16 protein-coding genes are annotated in these 22,229 nt (G+C 33.4%); 15 read left to right on the forward strand and 1 reads right to left on the reverse strand.

What is annotated here, in order from left to right:
* The first annotated feature begins 223 nt into the window (after positions 1 to 223).
* The 14 genes from DW1_RS01250 to DW1_RS01315 all read left to right on the forward strand — a co-directional run bounded on the left by DW1_RS01250 (position 224) and on the right by DW1_RS01315 (position 17,646).
* Positions 224 to 2,284, forward strand: a complete 2,061-nt coding sequence (locus tag DW1_RS01250) for a 5'-nucleotidase C-terminal domain-containing protein (protein WP_074348804.1) — start codon at positions 224 to 226, stop codon at positions 2,282 to 2,284.
* Between the two features lie 207 nt (positions 2,285 to 2,491).
* A complete protein-coding gene (locus DW1_RS01255) occupies positions 2,492 to 4,939 on the forward strand; it encodes a tyrosine-protein phosphatase (protein WP_074348806.1) in 2,448 nt (815 codons plus the stop codon).
* 133 nt (positions 4,940 to 5,072) lie between these two features.
* Positions 5,073 to 6,062 (forward strand): stage II sporulation protein D, encoded by a 990-nt coding sequence (spoIID, locus tag DW1_RS01260; RefSeq protein ID WP_074348808.1) that lies wholly within the window; start codon positions 5,073 to 5,075, stop codon positions 6,060 to 6,062.
* Positions 6,063 to 6,265: 203 nt separating this feature from the next.
* Positions 6,266 to 7,129, forward strand: coding sequence for a M23 family metallopeptidase (locus DW1_RS01265; protein WP_074348810.1), 864 nt, complete (start codon positions 6,266 to 6,268; stop codon positions 7,127 to 7,129).
* A 118-nt stretch (positions 7,130 to 7,247) separates the two neighbouring features.
* Complete coding sequence (gene spoIIID, locus DW1_RS01270) at positions 7,248 to 7,502, forward strand: sporulation transcriptional regulator SpoIIID (RefSeq protein ID WP_074348811.1); 255 nt, start codon at positions 7,248 to 7,250, stop codon at positions 7,500 to 7,502.
* A gap of 266 nt (positions 7,503 to 7,768) precedes the next feature.
* Positions 7,769 to 8,803, forward strand: coding sequence for a rod shape-determining protein (locus tag DW1_RS01275; protein WP_074348813.1), 1,035 nt, complete (start codon positions 7,769 to 7,771; stop codon positions 8,801 to 8,803).
* A gap of 11 nt (positions 8,804 to 8,814) precedes the next feature.
* A complete protein-coding gene (locus tag DW1_RS01280; protein WP_074348815.1) occupies positions 8,815 to 9,888 on the forward strand; it encodes a flagellar hook-basal body protein in 1,074 nt (357 codons plus the stop codon).
* Between the two features lie 177 nt (positions 9,889 to 10,065).
* Positions 10,066 to 10,863 (forward strand): flagellar basal-body rod protein FlgG, encoded by a 798-nt coding sequence (flgG, locus tag DW1_RS01285; RefSeq protein ID WP_074348816.1) that lies wholly within the window; start codon positions 10,066 to 10,068, stop codon positions 10,861 to 10,863.
* A gap of 13 nt (positions 10,864 to 10,876) precedes the next feature.
* Positions 10,877 to 11,206, forward strand: a complete 330-nt coding sequence (locus DW1_RS01290; protein WP_083605456.1) for a rod-binding protein — start codon at positions 10,877 to 10,879, stop codon at positions 11,204 to 11,206.
* Positions 11,207 to 11,996: 790 nt separating this feature from the next.
* Entirely contained in the window at positions 11,997 to 13,325 is a 1,329-nt protein-coding gene (locus tag DW1_RS01295; RefSeq protein WP_074348818.1) for a glutamate--cysteine ligase, read from the forward strand.
* A complete protein-coding gene (locus DW1_RS01300) occupies positions 13,303 to 14,622 on the forward strand; it encodes a glutathionylspermidine synthase family protein (RefSeq protein WP_074348820.1) in 1,320 nt (439 codons plus the stop codon). The genes DW1_RS01295 and DW1_RS01300 overlap by 23 nt, the downstream gene beginning before the upstream one ends.
* Before the next feature lie 160 nt (positions 14,623 to 14,782).
* Positions 14,783 to 15,238 (forward strand): AEC family transporter, encoded by a 456-nt coding sequence (locus DW1_RS01305; protein ID WP_074348822.1) that lies wholly within the window; start codon positions 14,783 to 14,785, stop codon positions 15,236 to 15,238.
* Positions 15,239 to 15,298: 60 nt separating this feature from the next.
* Complete coding sequence (fabZ, locus tag DW1_RS01310; RefSeq protein ID WP_074348823.1) at positions 15,299 to 15,727, forward strand: 3-hydroxyacyl-ACP dehydratase FabZ; 429 nt, start codon at positions 15,299 to 15,301, stop codon at positions 15,725 to 15,727.
* A 185-nt stretch (positions 15,728 to 15,912) separates the two neighbouring features.
* On the forward strand, positions 15,913 to 17,646 hold the full coding sequence (locus DW1_RS01315; protein WP_347499694.1) for a phospho-sugar mutase: 1,734 nt from the start codon (positions 15,913 to 15,915) through the stop codon (positions 17,644 to 17,646).
* Between the two features lie 149 nt (positions 17,647 to 17,795).
* On the opposite strand, the gene DW1_RS01320 is transcribed toward DW1_RS01315, so the two are convergent.
* The gene (locus DW1_RS01320; RefSeq protein WP_074348827.1) at positions 17,796 to 19,469 is read right to left on the reverse strand and encodes an MASE3 domain-containing protein; all 1,674 of its coding nucleotides are present in this window, start codon (positions 19,467 to 19,469) and stop codon (positions 17,796 to 17,798) included.
* Between the two features lie 203 nt (positions 19,470 to 19,672).
* Between DW1_RS01320 and DW1_RS01325 the strand changes: the two genes are divergently transcribed.
* Positions 19,673 to 22,204, forward strand: coding sequence for an aminotransferase class III-fold pyridoxal phosphate-dependent enzyme (locus tag DW1_RS01325; RefSeq protein WP_074348829.1), 2,532 nt, complete (start codon positions 19,673 to 19,675; stop codon positions 22,202 to 22,204).
* Positions 22,205 to 22,229 lie beyond the last annotated feature (25 nt).

Below are 22,229 nucleotides of genomic sequence, written 5' to 3' on the forward strand. Positions count from 1 at the left end.
TTATTGATGAAGAATTAAGAGCTTTGAAGACAATTAAGAATTACAAAAGAGCTACGACATTAAAAACTTCACGTACGAAGCTTTTAATATATTATTTAAGATGAAACTTAGGTATATATATCTAAAAACTAATATTATTAACAAAATTAGAAGGATTTTTTGGACTTGCTTAGAATAGACTATAGTGTATGTAAAATTTATTAAGGTAAAGGGAGGTAAAAAAATGAACTTTAAAACAAAAAAGCTTTTTAGCTTAATGGTAACCTTTTCATTATTACTAGGTATTTTTGTAACACCAGCTATAGCTAACGAAGAAAACACTATAAAGATTACTATTTTAGGCACAACAGATATTCATGGAAATATTTATGACTGGTCTTATGAAGATGCAGCAGAGAAACCATTAGGATTAGCAAGAATCTATTCAGTAGTACAAAAGGTTAGAGAAGAAAATCCAAATACTTTACTTTTGGATAATGGAGACACATTACAGGGTACAATACTTACAGACGACCTATATAATAAAACTAAGATAGAAGATCCTAATCCAGTTATAGCTGTGATGAATTTCATGGGTTATGATTCAATGACACTTGGGAATCATGAGTTTAACTTTGGATTAAGTTTAATAGAAAAAGCTGTTAAAGAAGCTGAATTCCCAATCCTCTCAGCTAATATATATAAAAAAGATGGAACAAGTTTTGTAGAACCATATGCTATTAAAGAAGTAGCTGGAGTAAAAGTAGGTATATTAGGATTTACACATCCAAATGTACAAGTTTGGGATAAAGATAAAGTAACAGAATTAGAATTCAAAAGTATGGCAGAAGAAGCTAAAAAGTACATTAAGATTCTAAAAGAAGAAGAGAAAGTTGATATAATTGTAGGTACAGCTCATGCAGGGCTTGAAGGAGGCTATCCAGATGGTGGAGACTCTGTAAGAGTACTAATTGAAAAAAATCCAGAAATAGATGCACTAATAATAGGACATGACCATATTAACTTACATGAGGTAATAGGAAATACAGCAGTTGGAGCATCAGTGGATACAGGATTAAATGTAATAAGAATAGATTTAACACTCCAAAAAGAAGGAGATGAGTGGAAGGTAATAGAAAGAACACCATCTCTAATACCAGTGGCAGATTATTCTTCTTCTGAAGAACTTAAAGAATGTGCTAAAGAATATCATGAATCAACATTAGATTTTCTAAAGGAAATAATAGGAGTTGCTACTGATGACTTCCACCCAGAGCCTGAGGTTCCTGGTATTCCAGAAGGTCAAATAAGAGATACAGCCGTAATGGATATAATTAATACAGTGCAACTGAAAGCTACTGGTGCAGATGTTTCAGCAGCTGCATTATTCAAAACAGATTCAAATCTTAAAAAGGGTGAATTAAACTTTGCAGATATATTTAATATTTACAAATATCCAAACACTCTAATAGGAGTTGAAGTAACTGGAGCAGAGCTTAAGGCTTACATGGAATGGTCAGCAGCATACTATAACACATATAGGCCTGGAGATGTAACTATAAGCTTTAATCCAAATATCAGAGCGTATAACTATGACGTGTTTGCTGGTGTAGAATATAACATAGATATATCTAAACCTGCAGGCGAGAGAATAGTAAACCTTAAACTAAATGGAAACGAAGTAAAAGATGATGATGTGATTAAATTAGCTATAAACAACTACAGGTATGACGGGCTAAAAGGAATGGGAATTATTAGTGGGGAACCTTACTTTAATTCTGATCCAAAATCACTAAGAACATACATTGCAGAATATATTTCAGAAAAAGGAACAATAGATCCAGAGGTAGATAATAACTGGAGCATAATAGGTGCAGATTTAAATCATCCATTAAGAGATTATATAATACAAGAAATTAAAGCAGGTAATATCAATATAGAGCCTTCAGCTGATGGCAGAACTCCTAATGTTAAACCAATGAACGTATTTGACCTAGCAGCAGAAGGAAAAATTCCAGCAGAATTATTAAAAGAGCATGGAATAGAAATACCAAGTACAGAAGAGTCTGCAGTAGAGGAACCAGCAGTTGAAGAACCAAAAGCAGAAGAACCAAAAGAGAAAGAACCCGTAGCAGAAGAACCAGCAGTAGCTACTACACAAACATATGTAGTAAAAGCAGGAGATGTTTTATGGAGAATAGCAAGACAGTTTGGAACAACTTGGGAAAAACTAGCTGAATTCAACAGCTTAAAAAATCCACATCTAATATTCCCAGGACAAAAAATACTGATACCAGCGAATTAATTTTGTAGGGCGACCACAGTTGTCGCCCTTTGTTATATTAATAAGGACGGTAAAAACTTCACTAACTAAGACTAAAGCTCTTTAATCAAGATAGAAAATAATCATATTTAGACGAAATATGATGCAATTTGTAGAATTAGAAGGATTTTTTGGACTTGTATAGAATAGACTATATGTATGTACAAATAAAATGTTGGGAGGAAAACTATGAGACAATCTAAAAAGCTATTATCACTATTTTTAGTCTTTGTTATGGTATTTTCAGTATCCATGACAGCTATGGCACAAGACACCTATAATGAAGTAGTAGGCACTGTTACTGAGATTCAAAAATACGGTAATCTTACAATGGATATTGAACCTAAACTTCTATATGATGCAGGCTATGAGTTAGGTGATATCCTAAAAGTAACAGTAGGTGAAAATATTTTAGAGATTCCTTTCTGCACATCCTATAGCGATGTAGATACAGGAAGTTTAGTAGTACGTGATGATCAAAAAAACAACTTACTTGTTGTTGCCATTAATATGGGAAACTTTGCAACTACATACAATGTAAATGTAGGTGACAAAGTAACGTTTTCTCTATTAGAAAAACAAGGCTATATATCAGAGTACTTACTTCGTCAATTAACACGTACAAATCTACGCTCTGATTATGCTACAGATTCAATATATGCTAATTTCCGCAGTATAACAACTACTGGAATCAAGCCAGCAGTTTTATACAGAAGTAGTAGCCCTATAAACAATGAAATAGCTCGTGCAGCGTATGCTAACGGACTAGCTGAAGCTGTGGGTATAAAGACAGTACTTAACCTTGCTGATTCAAAAGAAGAAATTAATAGTTATGTATCAGCAGATGATTTTAACTCTGAATACTATAAATCACTTTATGATGCAGGTAATGTTATAACTCTAAATATGGGAGTTGCAGTAGCAGAAGAAGATTTTGGAAACAAGTTGGCTGAAGGCCTTCGTTTCCTAATAAAAAATGATGGCCCTTATCTAATTCACTGTAATGAAGGTAAAGATCGTGCAGGATTTGTAAGTGCATTATTAGAGGCTCTTATGGGAGCAAGTATAGATGAAATAGTGAATGACTATATGATTACATATGAAAACTATTATAAACTTGAAAAAGATAGTGAACAATATAAAGCAGTAGCAGAAAGCAATATTATTGCTTCCATGACCACAGTTGTTGCTCAATTAGAAAAAGGAGCAGATATTTCTAAAGTTGATTTTGTAAAAGCTGCAGAGAACTACCTTAAGAGAATTGGCTTAACAGAGAAAGAAATAGCGGCTATTAAAGAAAAGCTCTCAGTAGACTCCATATATAAGAGTCCAAGTATAGAAGCAAATGTTATAGAAATAGAAAAGTATGGCCATGCAAAAACAGATTTATTAATCGAAGATTTTAATAAGCTAGGCTTTAAATATGGGGACATGGTAACAGCTATATTTGATAATGGTTTTGTACTTGAAGCACCATATTTAGATGGATACTATGTAGATAGTGGTGCGCCACTAGTTCGTGCATATCCAGGACATACAAATGTCGGTGTATGTATTAACTATGGAAAGCTAAATGAAATAGCTAATGTAGAAGTTGGCGATAAAGTAACTATCATGCTTACTAATCCTGCAGAGTACCAAGTTCAATATGAAATTCGTAAGCTAGAACGTACAAACAACCGTGAAGACTATTCAACTGATGTAGAATTTGCTAACTTCCGTAATATTGTAGTTGGCAATATTGCTGAAGGAGTTCTTTACCGTAGTTCAAGTCCAATAAATAACGAGCTTGGGCGTGCAGCATATTCAGATAAACTTATTAAAGAAGCTAAAGTAAATACAGTTGTTAATCTAGCAGATTCTGTTGAGAATATTGAAAACCATTTAGTAGCAGAAGACTTTGCATCACCATACTATGCAGAGCTTTATAAAAATAATAAAGTATTACCTTTAAATATGGGATTAGCATATACAAGCCCTGAGTTTAAGGAAAGTATTATCAAAGGACTTGTATTCATGTCAGAAAATGAAGGACCATATCATTTCCATTGTACAGAAGGTAAAGATAGGGCAGGATTTTTTGCAGCACTAGTTGAAGCTTTAATGGGTGCATCAAAGGATGAAATAGTAGAAGACTATATGCAAAGCTATATCAACTATTTTGGAGTTGAAAAAGGCACTGATAAATACAATATAATCACTGAGGACGTAATTGCAATGCTTAAGTTTATAGCAGGCTCTGAAGACTTAGAAAATGTTGACCTTGCAACAGGTGCTAAGAGCTTCCTTTTAGCAGGTGGAATGACAGAGGCGCAAATTGAAACATTAAAGACTAAGCTTTCTACACCAATAGCTACTACTGAAGAAGCCGCAGTAGAGGAACCAGTTGTAGAAGAGCCTTTAGTGGAACAACCAGCAGTAGAAGAACCTGTAGTAGAAGAACCAGCAGCAGAAGAACCTGTAGTAGAAGAACCAGCAGCAGCTACTACACAAACATATGTAGTAAAGTCTGGAGATGTTCTATGGAGAATAGCAAGACAATTCGGAACAACTTGGGAAAAATTAGCTGAGTTCAACAGCTTAAAAAATCCACATCTAATATTCCCAGGACAAAAAATACTAATACCAGGGAACTAAAAAACGAGGGCAACCTCGTTTTTTTTGACTCAATTTTTTTCATATAGCTTATCCTACAAGCATAGTATTTAAGTAGGACAGTAAGGATGATTTAACTGCCATTCATAAATCATAAAACAGGGGGATAACACTCATGAAAAACTTTGCTGTATATGTAATCTTTATTCTTTTCATGACTATATTGCTACCACTATTTCTAGTAAAAGGCTGTAATCCAGATAGAGAAGAAAAACCAATAAAAAATGCTCAGCAAAAAATCATAGCAGGTGAGGAGTTAATAAAAGTATACAACACAAAAACAGGTGATACAGAGGAAATGGAACTTGAAGAATATTTAAAGGGGGTAGTAGCTGCTGAAATGCCAGCAGCATTTCACATTGAAGCATTAAAAGCACAAGCCATAGCAGCTAGAACATATGCATTGGCTAGGGTGGAAAGATTCGCAGAAGGACATATCGACCATATAACAGCCCCTCTTTGCACAGGTGTTCATTGTCAAGCATATTTGACATTAGAAGAACTTGGCCAAGTACATGGTCAAGATTGGGTAACAGAATATTGGCCTAAAATACAACAGGCTGTAGATGAGACGAAGGGTATGGTAGTAACATTTGAAGGAGAATTAATAGATGCTATGTATCACTCATCAAGTGGTGGTATGACAGAGGATTCAGAAAATGTATTTGCTACAGCAAAGCCCTATTTAAGGTCTGTATCAAGTCCAAACGAAGAAAGTTCACCAAAATTCAAATCAAGTTTCACTATGTCTTTTAACGATTTTGTCAAAAAAATTCAAGAAATGGTGCCTGATATTGAAATTACAAAGAAAAATATAACTCAAGTAATCAAAGTAGCAGATAAAAGTGAAACAGGTAGAATAAAGAAGTTAATGATAGGAGATAAGATCATAGAAGGCAGAGACTTTAGAGCAGCTTTTAATTTAAATTCAACTAATTTTAAAATTAATCTTATAGGAGATAGTATAGAAATAGAAACTTTAGGCAATGGGCATGGAGTAGGTATGAGCCAATGGGGAGCCAATGCCATGGCTAAGAATGGCAGTAGCTATGAGGAAATACTAAAACATTATTATTTAGGAGTGGAAGTAATGAGGTACAATTGAAAATTAAACATTGAGGATTACTTAACATATAGCTTCGAGTTCATTGGAAGCTTGTATATTTTATTGATCCAGAGAAATAGTTGATAGAAGTAAATGACTATGAAAGTCCTACTCTATTAACTATTTCTTTTTTTATAAATTTTTTCCTAACGCATGTATTAATTTTCTATAATTGGTCACAATATCTAATGGAGGTGAGGCTTATGGACGAGTTTAATAAAGGACCAGAAAATAGTGAAGGCAATAATAAAATTAGAAATCCAATAATTAATAAGGTCACGAGGAGAACGAGGTCTATTACAGACAAAGATGGTTTTTATGTAATCTTATTTATTTGCATATGCATAGTAACCACTACTGCAGTATGGGTATCAAAAAATAATTTTGACAAAGCAAATAACCTACAAAGCCTTGATTATCTACAATTTGCAGAGGGCTATTATGATGACATTGAAAACTTAGAAGAGGAAGAAGAAAGTAAAGATGTCACATTAATAGAAATAGATGAAAAAGAATCAGAAGAAACAAAGTCTGAAGAAACAGACAAAGAGCTAACCCAAGATACAGAAGACAAAGGAGCAGAGACTCCAGAAGAACAAAAGACAAAGGTTACTAGTGCTCAAAGCAATTCTGCAAGTGAAGAATTAGTAGTTACGACAATGGGGCAACCGACAGTAGGAAATCTATCAATGGATTATGCAGACAGCACACTAGTGTACTCAAAGACGCTTGACCAGTGGACTACGCATTATGGAATAGACATAAAAGCAAATGAAGGAGCTGCAGTAAAAGTAGTATTAGATGGAGTAATCAAATCAATAGAAAGAGATACAGACTATGGAATACTCATAACTGTAGATCACGGAAATGGACTAGAAACCAAGTATGGTTGCTTATCCACAGATGCAATGGTAACTGTAGGTCAAGAAGTTAAAAAGGGAGATGCAATCAGTGGAATAGGCAAAGGCGCAGGCATTGAATTGGCAGATGGACCTCATTTGCATTTTGAAGTAATTAAAGATGGAAAAAATGTAAACCCTAAAAATTATTTGCCGAAGTTTAAATAATCTCCGAAAAATAGGAAGTAGCATAATATCAATAGTTCTAATATTGCATTATTGTGCATAAGTATTACTTAAAAAGACTCATATTTTCAAGAATACCGTCAAAGGGGGTTAACAGAATTTGAAAGATTATATAGAGGAACGAGCCTTAGAAATTGCAAAATATATTATAAGCGAAAATGCTACAGTACGACAAACTGCTATTGTTTTTGGTGTGAGTAAGAGCACCGTTCACAAGGACGTAACCGAGCGTCTCCCTAAGATAAACCCTCTTGTAGCAAGTGATGTAAAAAAGGTACTAGATATGAATAAAGCCGAGAGACACATTAGAGGCGGAAAAGCTACAAAGATGAAGTACAAAGCAATCAACAACTAATGATGATAAAAACAACTTTATATATACTAACAAAACAAAAAATATTATTTCCAAATAGGAAGTAATATTTTTTGTTTTATTTGAACAAAAAAAGAGGAATTATGGAAAAAATATAGAAATTACTTTCATAGGGATAATTGCGCAGAAAAGCAGTTAAGGATTTATGATTAAAAATTAAGGATTAAGAATTGAAAAATGAAAAAATTAGTTCTCTTAATTGTTAATTCTTAATTTTTAATTAAAAAAGGGAAAGGGTGTTTAAGAAAATGGGCTTTTCATTAAGATCCGACATGGGAATAGACCTAGGGACAGCTAGTATATTAGTATACATAAAAGGTAGAGGAATCGTACTACAAGAGCCATCGGTAGTAGCCATAGATAAAAACACAAACAAACTACTAGCAGTCGGAGAAGAAGCTAGGAGAATGCTTGGGAGAACCCCTGGTAATATAGTAGCCATAAGACCACTTAGAGATGGGGTAATATCTGACTATGAAGTTACTGAGCGAATGCTTAAATATTTTATAGATAAAGCAGCAGGTAGAATGCTTTTTAAACCTAGAATTATTGTTTGCGTACCAAGTGGAGTTACAGAAGTAGAGAAAAGAGCAGTTTTAGAAGCGAGTAATCAGGCTGGAGCAAGAAAGACTTACTTAATAGAAGAGCCAATAGCTGCAGCCATAGGTGCAGGACTGGATATAACAGAGCCAACCGGACATATGGTAGTAGATATAGGAGGAGGAACTACTGATGTGGCAGTAATTTCACTAGGAGGAATAGTAGTTAGCAAATCAATTAAAATAGCAGGAGATAAGTTTGACGAGGCTATAGTTAGATATATAAGAAAGAAGCATAATGTAATGATTGGAGAGCGAAGTGCAGAAGAATTAAAGATAAATGTAGGGACAGCTTATCCAAGAGATAAGGAAGTATCTATGGAAATAAGAGGTAGAAACCTAGTCACAGGACTTCCTAAAAATATACTAGTTACATCAGATGAAATGCTGGAAGCATTACAAGAGCCAGTAACAGCAATAGCAGACATTGTTCATTCAGTTTTAGAAAAAACACCGCCAGAACTAGCAGCAGATATAGGGAACAATGGGCTAGTAATGACAGGTGGAGGCTCACTACTATGGGGAATGGACAAACTAATCAATAGGCGTACAGGTATACCTGTACATATAGCAGAAGACCCAATATCATGTGTAGCAGTAGGTACAGGAAAATCATTAGAATGGGTAGATGTCTTAGAGAATACTGTACTATCTGATGAACAGAGAAGAAGAAATTATGAATAGGAGATGATTTGATGAATAATTCTATGTACATAGCAGCATCTGCATTGAAATTAAATCAAAAAACCATAGATGTAATATCAAACAATTTAGCAAATACGAATACTACGGGTTTTAAGAAGGATATAGTCATATCAGAATCCTTTCCTGAAGTATTACTAAGTAAGATTAATGATAGAATAGATTTGGACAACCATAGGGTATTTAGAGGAGTAAATGTTGAGAGAAATGGCGATGTTTTTTCACTAACAATAAATTCAGGATATTTTAGAGTAAATACTCCTGCAGGAATAGGACATAGTAGAAGCTTGAGATTTATAGTAGATGATAATGGATATCTTAAAACATTCTATAAAAACACAAATGATGAACTCAAATCAGATGGCGAGAATTACGTACTAGGTAACAATGGGCCAATTAGAGTGGAAGATAGAAACATTGAAATAGATAATAGAGGTAATGTAATATCAGGTGGGCAAATAATAGATAATCTAATAACATTTCCACCATTTAACGTAATAGGTACTACAAGTACAGGAGTTAGATTTGACAAGATAGCCGTAGACTACACATCAGGCATCATAATAGAAACAGGAAACAAGCTAGACTTTGCACTAGAGGGAGATGGATTTTTTAAAGTACAGACTCCAAGTGGAACAGCCTATACAAGGGATGGATCATTTACATTAGATGCAAATGGACAACTAGTAACTAAGGAAGGATATGCAGTATTAGGGCAAAATGGTCCTATAGTACTAGGACAAAGAACTTTCGAAGTCAATGACAATGGTGATATAATAGTAGGAGGACAAGTCGTAAATAGTCTAGATATAGCAGATATTGACAACAAAGAATATTTAAGAAAACAAGGAAACAACCTATATACCATACTAGAAAATATAGAACCAGAAGAGACGCCGTTTACTGGAGTTCTACTATCAGGCTACTTAGAAACATCCAATGTAAACACAATAAAAGAAATGGTAAATATGATAACAGCCCAAAGAAGCTACGAGTCTAATCAAAAAGTAATTCAAGCACAGGACCAATTGCTGGATAAAGTAGTAAATGAGCTAGGAAGAGTATAAAATAATTAAAAGTTATAAAATCAATTTATAATTAAGTATTGTCATCCTAAGCGTAGGTGAAGGAGCTAGGTCGTCATTCAGAATATAATTTAAGGAAGGTTCAGGGATATTCCTCAGAAAGTTATGTTACAGATTAAGGGGGATGTCCCTATGACTTAGAATAAGGAGGTAGATGATATGATTAGATCACTTTGGACCGCAGCAACCGGTATGAAGTCTCAGCAACTAAATATAGACACGATTTCAAACAATCTGGCTAACGTAAACACAAACGGCTATAAGACTCAAAGAGCAGAATTTAAAGACCTTTTATATGCTACAATCAAGAGAACAAACCTACAAGATGACATGGGGGCACCAGTAAACTTAGAAGTAGGTCATGGAGTCATGCCCACAGCTACCACAAGAGATTTTAGGAATGGAAGCCTTATAGAAACACAAAATACTTTTGACTTTGCTATAGATGGAAGGGGATTTTTTTCAGTAGTATTACCGAATGACCAAGTGAGATATACTAGAGATGGAAGCTTTAAACTAAGCGTAGATGGTGATGAGGCTACGCTAGTGACATCTGAGGGGTATATAGTGCTTAGTGAAGAAGATGATGCTATAGTTATGGAAAATGGCATGAAAGATATAACAGTAGATAATATGGGCTACATAACAGCAACAGACGAAGATGGTGAAATAGTAGAAATAGGAAGACTAAAGCTAGTAGACTTCATGAATCCAGCAGGACTTTTAAGTGAAGGACAAAATCTTTACAGCGCAACAGTAGCTTCAGGGGAAGAGATACCATTAGAAGCGGATGAAATGGAGAGTAAAATAGTCCAACACTACCTAGAAGCTTCAAATGTTCAAGTAGTAGAAGAAATGGTAAAGATGATAACAGCTCAAAGAGCCTATGAAGTAAGCTCTAAAACAATCCAAGTTTCAGATGAAATGCTTCAGATGGCAAATAATATAAGAAGATAAAAGTGGTGATGTTATGTCAATAATTGATACAAGTACAAACATGCTAATTAACACAGATCAATACAAAGACACCAAAATAAAGCAAATAGCAGAAAATGCCAACAATAAAAAAGATGACAAGGAACTATTAAAAGCATGTCAGGAGTTTGAGGCTATATTCACACATATGCTTCTAAAAGCCATGCGGTCTACAGTGCCAGAGAGTGAACTAATAGAAAAAACCACAGCCACAGAAATATTTGAAGACATGTATGACCAAGAACTAGCCACTACACTAAGTAAAGGTCAAAATGGACTGGGCATAGCACAGATGCTTTATAACCAGATGAAGAGATATATATAATGGTGCTAAGCGCTTGACTTTTTATTATAGCTTCAATACTTCTTAAGGAATTGATCCCAGATACTAAACTTTTTAATCTATCAAGTATTCCGAAAATTAAATGTTGAAAAGGTTTGAAGAACCTCTGTTTTACAGATAAGGAAGAAGATACATATTAGATGTATATAGAGGAGATTATTATGCTGCAGGTGGAGTAGTAACAAATGAAAGTTTAAGAATAACAAGGGAAGGGCAAACAAGTCATCATCCAGCTGAAGCAGAATACGCAATACAATTTGATTTGTTAAAATCAAGTGCTTCATGTAAATATATACTTTGGTTAGAAGTTGAAGCTTATGATTATAGAGATATTCACTAATTTTGGGAAAAATAACAAGCCAAAAATAAAACCGGAAAGACCAATAAATAACTAATAGCTAAATGTGTTATTCTAACAGAGGACTTAAGAAATGGAAATGGTAGAGCTATTAAATCAAAACTATGGGCAGCAATAAAGTAGATAAAATAGATGATCCAGTAGGTGCCATTATATGGCCTATGAAGGCCCCAGTTTTACCACCAGTTTAAAATAAATGATTCAGTATTAGCAGTTACAATGGGAGCTACCTTTGATGAGGAGGCAGTGTCATTAGAATAATAAGTCGTTTACTTTACACATAAACCTTTACTTTGTCACGACAATGTTGAACCTTATGGTATAATGATACCATAAGGTTTTTTACGCTGTTTTCTAGAGAAGTTATATGGGTATAATAGACTTAGAGATCATACAAAGGCAGGGAGAAAATAGATGGACTATAAAAGAAAAGTACAGGAAGTAACTAAGTATTTTAAAAATAATGAAAAAAAAGAAGAAGACTTTAGTATAGGTGTAGAATTTGAACATTTTATAATTGATAAAGAAACTTTAAAAACCATTTCATATTATGGAATTGATGGTGTAGAAGATACTCTAATGAAGCTTCAAGCAATGGGATGGAAGGGCAAGTATGAAAAAGACCATATTTTAGGGCTAGAAAAAGAAGCTATGACCATTACACTAGAGCCAGGTAGCCAAATAGAGCTTAGTATTAAACCATATAAAAATATTGAAGATATTGAAAAAGTATATAAAAATTTTTTAGATGAGATAGTACCTATATTGGATGCAAAGGGACAAACACTCATAACAACTGGATATCAGCCTGAAAGCAAAATTACTGATATAAAGATGATACCAAAGCAGAGATATGACTATATGTTTGAGTACTTTAAATCTAGAGGTAAATATGCCCACAATATGATGAAGGGTACTGCTTCAGTTCAAGTATCTGTAGACTATGGCTCAGAAGAGGATTATATAAAGAAGTTTAAAGTTGCCAATGCTCTTTCACCAGTAATATATACAATGTTTGATAATTCACCTTTTTTTGAAGGTCGTGTGACAGATAAATATTGTTTAAGGAAAACCATATGGGAAAATTGTGATGATGATAGATGTGGAATTGTAGCAGGAACCTTTGATGAATCGTTTGGATATGAAAAGTATAGTGACTATATCTTAAATTTTCCACCAATATTTATAGATGACAGTAAATCTATTAGATTTACAGGAAGTATTCTATATAAAGACTTATTTAATCCTGATGAGTATTCATTGCAAGAGCTAGAGCATGTTATGACTATGGTCTTTCCAGATGTGAGGACAAAGAAATTCATGGAAATAAGAATGATGGATGCAGTTCCCTATCCATTAAACTTTGCAGCCGTTGCACTATTGAAGGGTCTCTTGTATAATGAGAGCAACTTAAACGCTGTTTATGATTATGTCAATTCTTTAAGCAAGTATGACATTGATAAAGCTAGAGTAGATATCATAGATGAAGGATTAAGTGCAAGGCTAAAAGATAGAGAAATACATGAAGTAGGAAAATGGCTCATAGGTCTTTCAAAGAAAGCTCTTAATCAAAGCGAAAGGGATTATTTAACACCTTTAGAAATCATGATAGATAATAAAATGACTCCTTCCCAGATAACTAAGGAAAAGCTTTCATTAGGTAAAAAGGAAGCTTTAGAATGGTGCTTTGTAGATAATAAACTATTTGAGGTGATGAGCTGTGGATGTAGAAAAACTTACTAGCAAATATATTGAAATAGTAAAAAGCGATGAAAATAGATTTTATAAGGATTATTTAAGAGCAGTTGAAGCAGTAGCCAATTCTAGTGCAATATATAAGGGAAAACCAGTTCCCTTTTTATATCAACTAATGTTTTTTACAAAAGAAGATTTAGAGATATTTAAGAACATTGGTAAGACTATGATATCCATAACTAATAAGGTAGTAAATAAGTACAAAGAGTCACCTGACTTCAGAAAGAAGTTTGGATATTCAAAGCTCTTAGAGGATTTAATATTAACTGATCATGGTTATGATGTGAATGTTCCCATAGGAAGGTTTGATATATTCTATGGAGGATCAGATAATTTTAAATTTTGTGAGTTAAATACTGATGGTTCATCTGCTATGAACGAGGATAACACTATAGGAAGAATACTCTTAGAAACAGAATCAATGAAAATAATGAAAGAAGAATATAGTATTTCTTATTTTGAGCTTATATATAAATGGGTGGATGAAAGTATTAAAATATTTAATAAGTTCAATCCAAATATTGAAAAGCCTAATGTGGCTATTGTAGATTTTGACGAAAGTGGCACTCCATATGAGTTTGAAGAATTCAAAAAAGCTTATATAAATAGAGGCTACAATGCAGTGATAGCGGATCCTAGAGAGCTAAAATATATTAAGGGGAGTTTGTACTATAAGGATATTAAAATAGATTTAGTATATAGGAGAATAGTTACTAGAGAGCTTATTGACAGAAGTGAAGAGATTCAAGACTTTATAAATGCCTATAGAGACAAAGCCGTTTGTGTCATTGGACCTATTAAATCTCAGATAATGCACAACAAGATAATATTTAAGATATTGCATGAAGAAGATGTGCAAAAGATGTTTACAGAAGAAGAAAAGGAATACATAAATAAGCATATTCCATATACTGATGTGTTTAGTGGTCATAGATCTGTTTACGATGAAGTGTTAAATAATAAGGATAGTTATATTTTAAAACCAATGGACTTATATGCTTCTAAAGGGGTCTATGCAGGAAGAGACTTTACTTTTGATGAATGGAAGAAAAGACTTGATGAATGCTGGGGCAAAGATTACCTCTATCAAGAATTCTGTGTGCCCTTTACTAGAGATTTTGTAGAGTTTGAAGATGGAAAAGTTAAAGTAAGTAAGTTTGGACATATAATTGGATTATTCATGTACAATGAAGAACTTGCAGGTATGTATACTAGAATAGGAAAAAATAATATAATATCTGGAGTGACTGACTACTATGCTGTTCCAAATGTATTGGTGGAATAGTTGGCTATCTGAAAGAATTTAATATAGTGATAAAGAAGAGAGAAATGTCATTTTATCCAATTCTCTCTTCTTTGTTTATGGAGATAAGGCAGTTGAATGGGGTATAATAGTATGATAATATAAATTTTAATGACATAAATATTAGGAAAAGGAGTCTATCATGTCTTTCTTACCAGTACTAAATCAAACATTGGTTTTATTTATTTTAATTTTTATAGGATTCATAATAAAAAAGAAAAACATAATAACTAACCAAATGATAAAAGACTTATCAGGACTTATTTTAAATGTTACTCTTCCACTTATGATGATAACAGCTATGCTAGCAGATATAAAGATTACAGAAGTATTAGGTAATAAAAAGCTTTACATACTAGCCTTCATAAGGCTACTTATAGCACCTTTATCAATGGTGCTGATATTTTCCGTAATTAATGTACCAAGTATAGTTAAAGGAGTTCTTGTTACACTAACAGGTATGCCATCAGCAGTAAATACAGCCATATTCGCTACTAAATACAACGCTGACTCCAAGCTTGCATCTCAAGGTATATTTATTACCACATTGCTAAACATACTAACAGCACCACTTATTATTTATTTACTAACTATTTAAAACAAAATGAGAATCAAGTTTTGTAATTCTTAATTTTCAATTCTTAATGGAGGTATACTAATGCTAGATAATATTCAAATTCAAAACATAATTCCACATAGATATCCTTTTCTTTTAGTAGATAAAATTATAGAAGTAGAAGAGGGAAGAAGAGCAGTAGGCATAAAAAACGTAACTATAAATGAGCCTTTTTTCCAAGGTCATTTTCCAAACAACCCACTAATGCCAGGAGTACTTATAGTAGAAGCGATGGCTCAGGTAGGAGCAGTAGCAGTCATGACTCTTGAAGAAAACAAAGGAAAGCTGGCAGTATTTGCAGGTATAGATAGCGTAAGATTTAAAAAGCAAGTCAGACCAGGAGATACACTAAGGATGGAAGTAGAGCTTATATCCATAAGAAGGGGAATAGGCAAGGCACAAGCAGTAGCCTATGTAGATGATGAAGTAGCTTGTAAGGGAGAATTGATGTTTGGAATTATAGATAAATAAGTTAAGTTTCGGGTGTCTGGCATCCGAGACTTAACTTAAGATTAGGACTGCAACTGAATCTTGAAACTTAACTTGTTGAGAATTAAAGCACCTTTTGGTATAATTTTACCAATAGGTGTTTTTTTCGTATAAAGCTAGTATTTATCTAAAGCATAATATAATAGTGGGGTGATGATGTGGAACCTATTGCACTAGCAAACTATAATAAATGGCTTAATGGGCCTTGTTTTGATGAATATACAAAAAGAGAGTTGGAGTTAATTAAAGACAATGAAAAGGAAATAGAAGATAGATTTTATAAAGAGCTTGAATTTGGAACTGCAGGACTTAGGGGTGTTATTGGTGCGGGTACTAATAGAATGAACAAGTATACTGTACAAAAGGCTACTCAAGGCTTAGCTAATTATATAAAATCAAAGGGTGAAGCAGCTAAAACTAGAGGAGTGGTTATTGCATATGACTCTAGAAGAATGTCCAGAGAATTTGCTGAGCAGGCCGCCTTGGTATTAAGTGGAAATGGAATAAGGACATATTTATTTAAAGAGCTTAGACCTACACCAGAGCTTTCCTTTGCCATAAGGTACTTAAACTGTATCTCTGGTATAGTCATTACTGCTAGCCACAATCCTAAAGAATACAATGGATATAAGGTATATTGGGAGGATGGTGCTCAAATAGCTGCTGAAGTAGCTAAAGAAATTACTAAAGCTATAGATGATATAAATGACTACGACTGTATAGATGCTTTGGATAAAAACTCAGCTATGAACAAAGGGCTTTTAGTATACTTAGATGAAAAAATAGATGATGTATATATAAATCAGGTTAAAAGCCAGTCATTAAGAGAAGGTATTGTAAGAAGTGTGTCAGATGATTTTAAAATAGTATTTACTCCATTACATGGTACTGGAAATATGCCTGTAAGAAGGGTGCTTAAGGAGATTGGATTTAAAAATGTTATTGTAGTGACTGAACAGGAGAAGCCAGATTCAGAGTTCTCCACAGTGAAATATCCTAATCCAGAGGATAAGAGTGCATTTAAGTTGGCTATAGAACTGGCGAAGGAAAGGGATGCACAGATAATTATAGGAACTGACCCTGACTGTGATAGAGTAGGGGCTGTAGTTAAGGATGGTAGCGGACAATATATTGTCCTAACTGGAAATCAAATAGGTGCATTATTAGTCAATTATATTTTAGAAGGGCTTAAGGAGAAGAATAGATTACCTCAAAATGGTGTGATTATAAAGACTATAGTTACATCTGAAATGGGAGCCAACATTGCTAAGTGCTATGGAATTGATACCTTAAATGTGCTTACAGGATTTAAATACATAGGTGAGAAAATCAAAGAATTTGAGGAGACTAAGGAAAAGTCATTTTTATTTGGCTATGAAGAAAGCTATGGATATCTGGCTGGTACCTATGCTAGAGATAAGGATGCTGTTGTGGCTTCTATGCTAATATGCGAGATGGCAGCATATTATTACTCTAAGGGTATGGGCTTGTATGATGCTTTGGTAGAATTATATCATAAGCATGGTTATTTTCTAGAGGATTTACGGTCTATTACATTAGCAGGTAAAGAAGGATTAGAAAAGATACAGTATATTATGGAGTATTTTAGAAACAATACATTAGACTCCATTGCAAATAAAAGAGTTCTATATGTAGAGGATTATCAAACACAAAAGAGAAACTACATAAATAAGTCTAAAGCTATAGAGGATATAGAATTGCCTAAATCAAATGTAATTAAGTTCATATTAGAGGACGGTACTTGGATATGCCTAAGACCTTCTGGAACTGAACCTAAGCTTAAGATATATTGTGGAGTTAGGGGAAGTTCCTTAGAGAATAGCAAGGAAGAATTAAGGAATCTTATTGGATGGATGGAAGATAAGATTAAAAAACTGTAAAAAAAGTGACAAGAGGAACTATAGAGTTATTCCACTTGTCACCTTCTGCCATTCTAGGACGTAGTTGAAGAGACTTATGTTGTCAATACATATTAGATTCTTTGATAGCCTTTAGGATGACAAAGGTAGCTCTGCTTTTCTTGTCTTTACTAAGCTTCAAAAATAAAATAAGTTATATCATCCTCGATTACAGAGTTTAATTCAGTAGTTTTTATGATTTCTGAAAGTATTTTTTCGTTTAGAATTTTTATGTCATTATTCTTATTTTCTTTCATTATATTGATGATAGCTTCTTTTTTGAGCAGTAAGTTATCTTTTAAATGGTCTAAGAGCCCATCTGTATAGAAAATGACTCTATCGCCACTGTTTAATTTTACATAGCCATTTTCGTATTTAGGACTATAGAAGTCTTCAAAGTTACATATAGGGAATCCTGTACTTTTATCTAAAAACTCCATATCTCCATTTTTCCTAACCAGTATTGGAAGTACATTCATACCACCTGAACAATATGACATAGTTCCAGACCATATATTATATACAGCTTCAAAGATTACTATATGCATTTCATCAGGGAAGTTAGCTCTATTAAATTCCTTGTAAAAGCTCATTAGCTTCTCTGATGGTGATACGACTTTATCACTTGAAATAAATAGATCAGCGGGCTTCATTATCTTATCTGCAAAAACTGTCATTACTGCAGCTGATACCCCATGACCTGAAACATCGGCAATATACATTGCTAGATTATCTTCGTCCAAGGCATAGATATTATAGAAATCACCACTTAACTTCTCACAAGGTATATATTCTGAAATAAACTTGGTATTATAGATATTTATGAACTTAGGAGGGAGCAGTGCCTGTTGTATTCTTCTAGCATATTCTAAATCCTTCATCATCTTTCTATTATTAGATTGTAGTTCTGAAGTTCTATGTTCAACTATTTTTTCTAGAGTATCAGCATATTTGCTGATTCTTTTCTTTGCTTTGCTAAGCTCATTATAAGGATGATCTAGGTTATAAGAAAAGATTGACTTGAGTATAAAGTAAGCAGATACTATATTAAAAATATGCCCTAAATGGTTATAGGTATCATATACGTCTCTATATAGTGTAAATGTAAAATCTGCAAACACTGCATAGCATAGGCCTATATAAAAAGTTCTTATGCTTTTGTCTTTATATTTTATAGTGTCTTTAATATGAAAAACAATAGTGATACCTAAAATGAATACGATAAAATACTCTAAAAATATCTTTAGTTTAGTTAATCCATGTCCATCAATATACATAGAAGGAAAAAAATCTGTTTTAAATGCACCTATGTAAAAGATTAATATTGTAATTAGAATACTACCTACCTGAAAGTATCCTCTCTTTAGATTAGTCTTTTTATCTATGGGAATAATGCCAGCAATGAAAAACCCAAATGACAGTATCAACCTACTAATAATCCAAAAAATTGTAGCTTTTTGAGCAGAGCTTTCGGTAAAAAAATTAGGCATACCTTTGTAGCTCATTGTATGAAATAAGTTTACGAATCCGCTTATAAAAAATGTACTACTGTAGACTAGTAGTCTTAATCTTTTATTCTTATTGAATGTATAATAAGTGATGGCATAGGTCATGAAAAAAATCCATATACCCAGAAACTCTAGGAATACATGTGATGCTAGATATTCAGGTACATTAATAACTTTGTATATGTACTCTTCAAAAAGTCTTATTACCCATAGAAATAGCAGGTTTAACAATAGAATCATTATGGCTATTAGATATTCTTTTTGGTTACTTTTTAGCTTCAACTTTTCTAATATCATAATGGGTTCTCCTTTATTTTGGATTTTTTTCCTATATTATATTTCTACATAACTATCTATTTTCCTCTATAATAATTGAATAATCTAACAAATTCTATTTTTAACTACTAGAAGCTTTGAAAAATGACATTACACTATTATGTTTAAATGTGATAAAATACTCCAATAATAATTATATGTATATAAAAAAAGAGGTGTCTAATTTGAAGTTATTTAAAGAATATATGAACCCATATCTAGGGAAATTGTTAGAATCTTTGAAAATGGACAAGACATACATAAAGGGGGAAGGAAGCTTTTTATATGATGATAAGGGCAATGAATATTTAGACTTAATTGCAGCCTACGGAGCATTACCCTTTGGATATAATCCTAAGGAAATATGGGATGTAGTTTTTGAAGTACATAATAAAATGGAACCTAGCTTTGTTCAGCCTTCAAATTTAAATTTTGCAGGTGAGTTAGCCAAGAAGCTAATAGAAGTGACTCCAAAAGAGCTTAAATATGTGACATTTACTAATAGTGGTGCTGAGACTGTAGAAGCAGCCATTAAGTTATGTCGTTCGGCTACTAACAGGTTAGGGATTCTTTCTACTAAAAATAGCTTTCATGGAAAAACCTTAGCAGCTCTTTCTGCAACAGGTAATAAAAAATATCACAGCTCCTTTGGAGCACCAACTCATGGCTTTAATCATATATCATATGGTAATTTAGAAGAGTTAACTCATGAGCTTCAGAATAAACCCAACTACTATGCAGCTTTTATTGTGGAGCCTATACAAGGAGAAGGTGGAATAATAGAGGCAAAAAAGGGATATTTGAAGGCTGTAAAAGAAATATGTGAAAAATATGGTGTTAAACTTATAGTTGATGAAATTCAAACAGGATTAGGACGTACTGGTAAGCTGTTTGCCATAGAGGATGAGGAGGTGGTACCTGATGTACTACTTTTATCAAAGGCTTTGGGAGGAGGAATTTTTCCTATAGGAGCCTGTATATCAACTGATGAAGTATATAATGAAAAGTTTGCATTAAATCATTCATCTACCTTTGCCAATAATACTCTAGGATGTAGAATAGGCTTGAAGGTATTAGAATTATTGACTGATAGCCCTAGTATTTTAAATAATGTAAACGAAAAAGGAAACTTATTAAAATCAGGACTTATACAATTAAAAGATAAGTATCCAAATATAATAAAATCAATTAGAGGAAGGGGGTTAATGCTAGGAATAGAGTTTGATATCCAAAGACAAGCATTCCCGAATAGTCTGTTAGGAATAATGGCAGAGCAGGATTTAATAACACCAGTTATATCTAGTTATTTGTTAAATGTAGAAAAAATAAGAGTAGCTCCTACTCTGAATGGTAACAAGGTAATACGAATAGAGCCAAGTCTAAATATTAGGGAAGAAGACATAAGGAGAGCATTAAAATCCATTGAAAATATGCTTGCTATATTAGATAAGGGGAATACAGCTAAGCTTTTATCTTTTTTGATTGATAAAACTATAGATGGAGAGTACCAAGCTAACTACAATACTATATCCTATAAAGTAGATCCTCCAATGGAAGAGGAGGGAAGGTTTGGATTTTTAATTCATCCACTGGAATTAAAAAACTATGTTGATTTTGATAACTCGCTTTCACAATTAAATGAAGATGAACTAAAGCGACTTTCTGAAATTTGGGGAAATTTGATAGAGCCTTTTGTAATATCAGAAACTAGAATAACATCTAAAAATGGAGAGAAGGCATATGGAGAATTCATTGTAGTACCTAGAACAGCTGAGGAAATGTCTATCCTTCCAAAAGGACAAATTTTAGATGAGGTTAGAAGGGCAATAAGACTAGCCAAGGACAGAGGAGCAAAAATTGTAGGCTTAGGCGCGTATACATCTGTAGTCTCGGGTGGAGGGCTATATGTTAAGGATGAAGGTGTTCCCATAACTACAGGCAATAGCTACACAATAGTTTCAGCTATAGATACGGTAATGAAGGCTCTAGAAGATTTAGATAAAGAAGCAAAGGATTCAGTTGGTGCAATAGTAGGTGCTACAGGCTCTATTGGTTATGGGGCATCCTTACTTATATCTGAAAAAGTGTCTAAATTGATATTAGTAGGTAATCCGGCTAATGGAGAATCAAGTATAAAAAGAATGTACAGGATAGCAGGAAAGATATATAAGCACTTATCTACTATGGAGTACTTTCAAAAACTAGAAAAAGAGAATAGCATAATGGAGAAAATTAAAAAGCATAATCCTCCTAAATGGAGTGAGCCAGTAGAAGTATTTGTAGAATTTGCTAAAAAATTAGATAAGAGTGAGTCTCCTATAATTGTTACCCTAGATATTGATAGAGACCTATTATTGGCAGATATTATTATAAGTGCTACAAGCTCATTGGCAAGAATAATCAGACCAGAGCATTTAAAGCACGGAGCTATAGTATGTGACATGTCAAGGCCTAGAAATGTAAGTGAGGATGTAGAATTTCTTAGACCAGATGTACTAGTCATAGAAGGTGGAGTCATAGAATTACCTGGCAAGCCTTCATTAGGTATCAATATTGGATTAGAGGAAGGGCATGGATTTGCCTGCATGGCTGAGACTATGATGCTAGCTCTAGAAAAGCATTATGAACATACAAGTATAGGGGCTTCGGGAATATCTATAGAAAATATTCTGCTAACTAGAGAACTAGGAAAGAAGCATGGGTTTAAATCGCAGTAAATCAATGTTCTTATCCCTTTAGTCA

The sequence above is a fragment of the Proteiniborus sp. DW1 genome (assembly GCF_900095305.1).
Classification (GTDB): domain Bacteria; phylum Bacillota; class Clostridia; order Tissierellales; family Proteiniboraceae; genus Proteiniborus.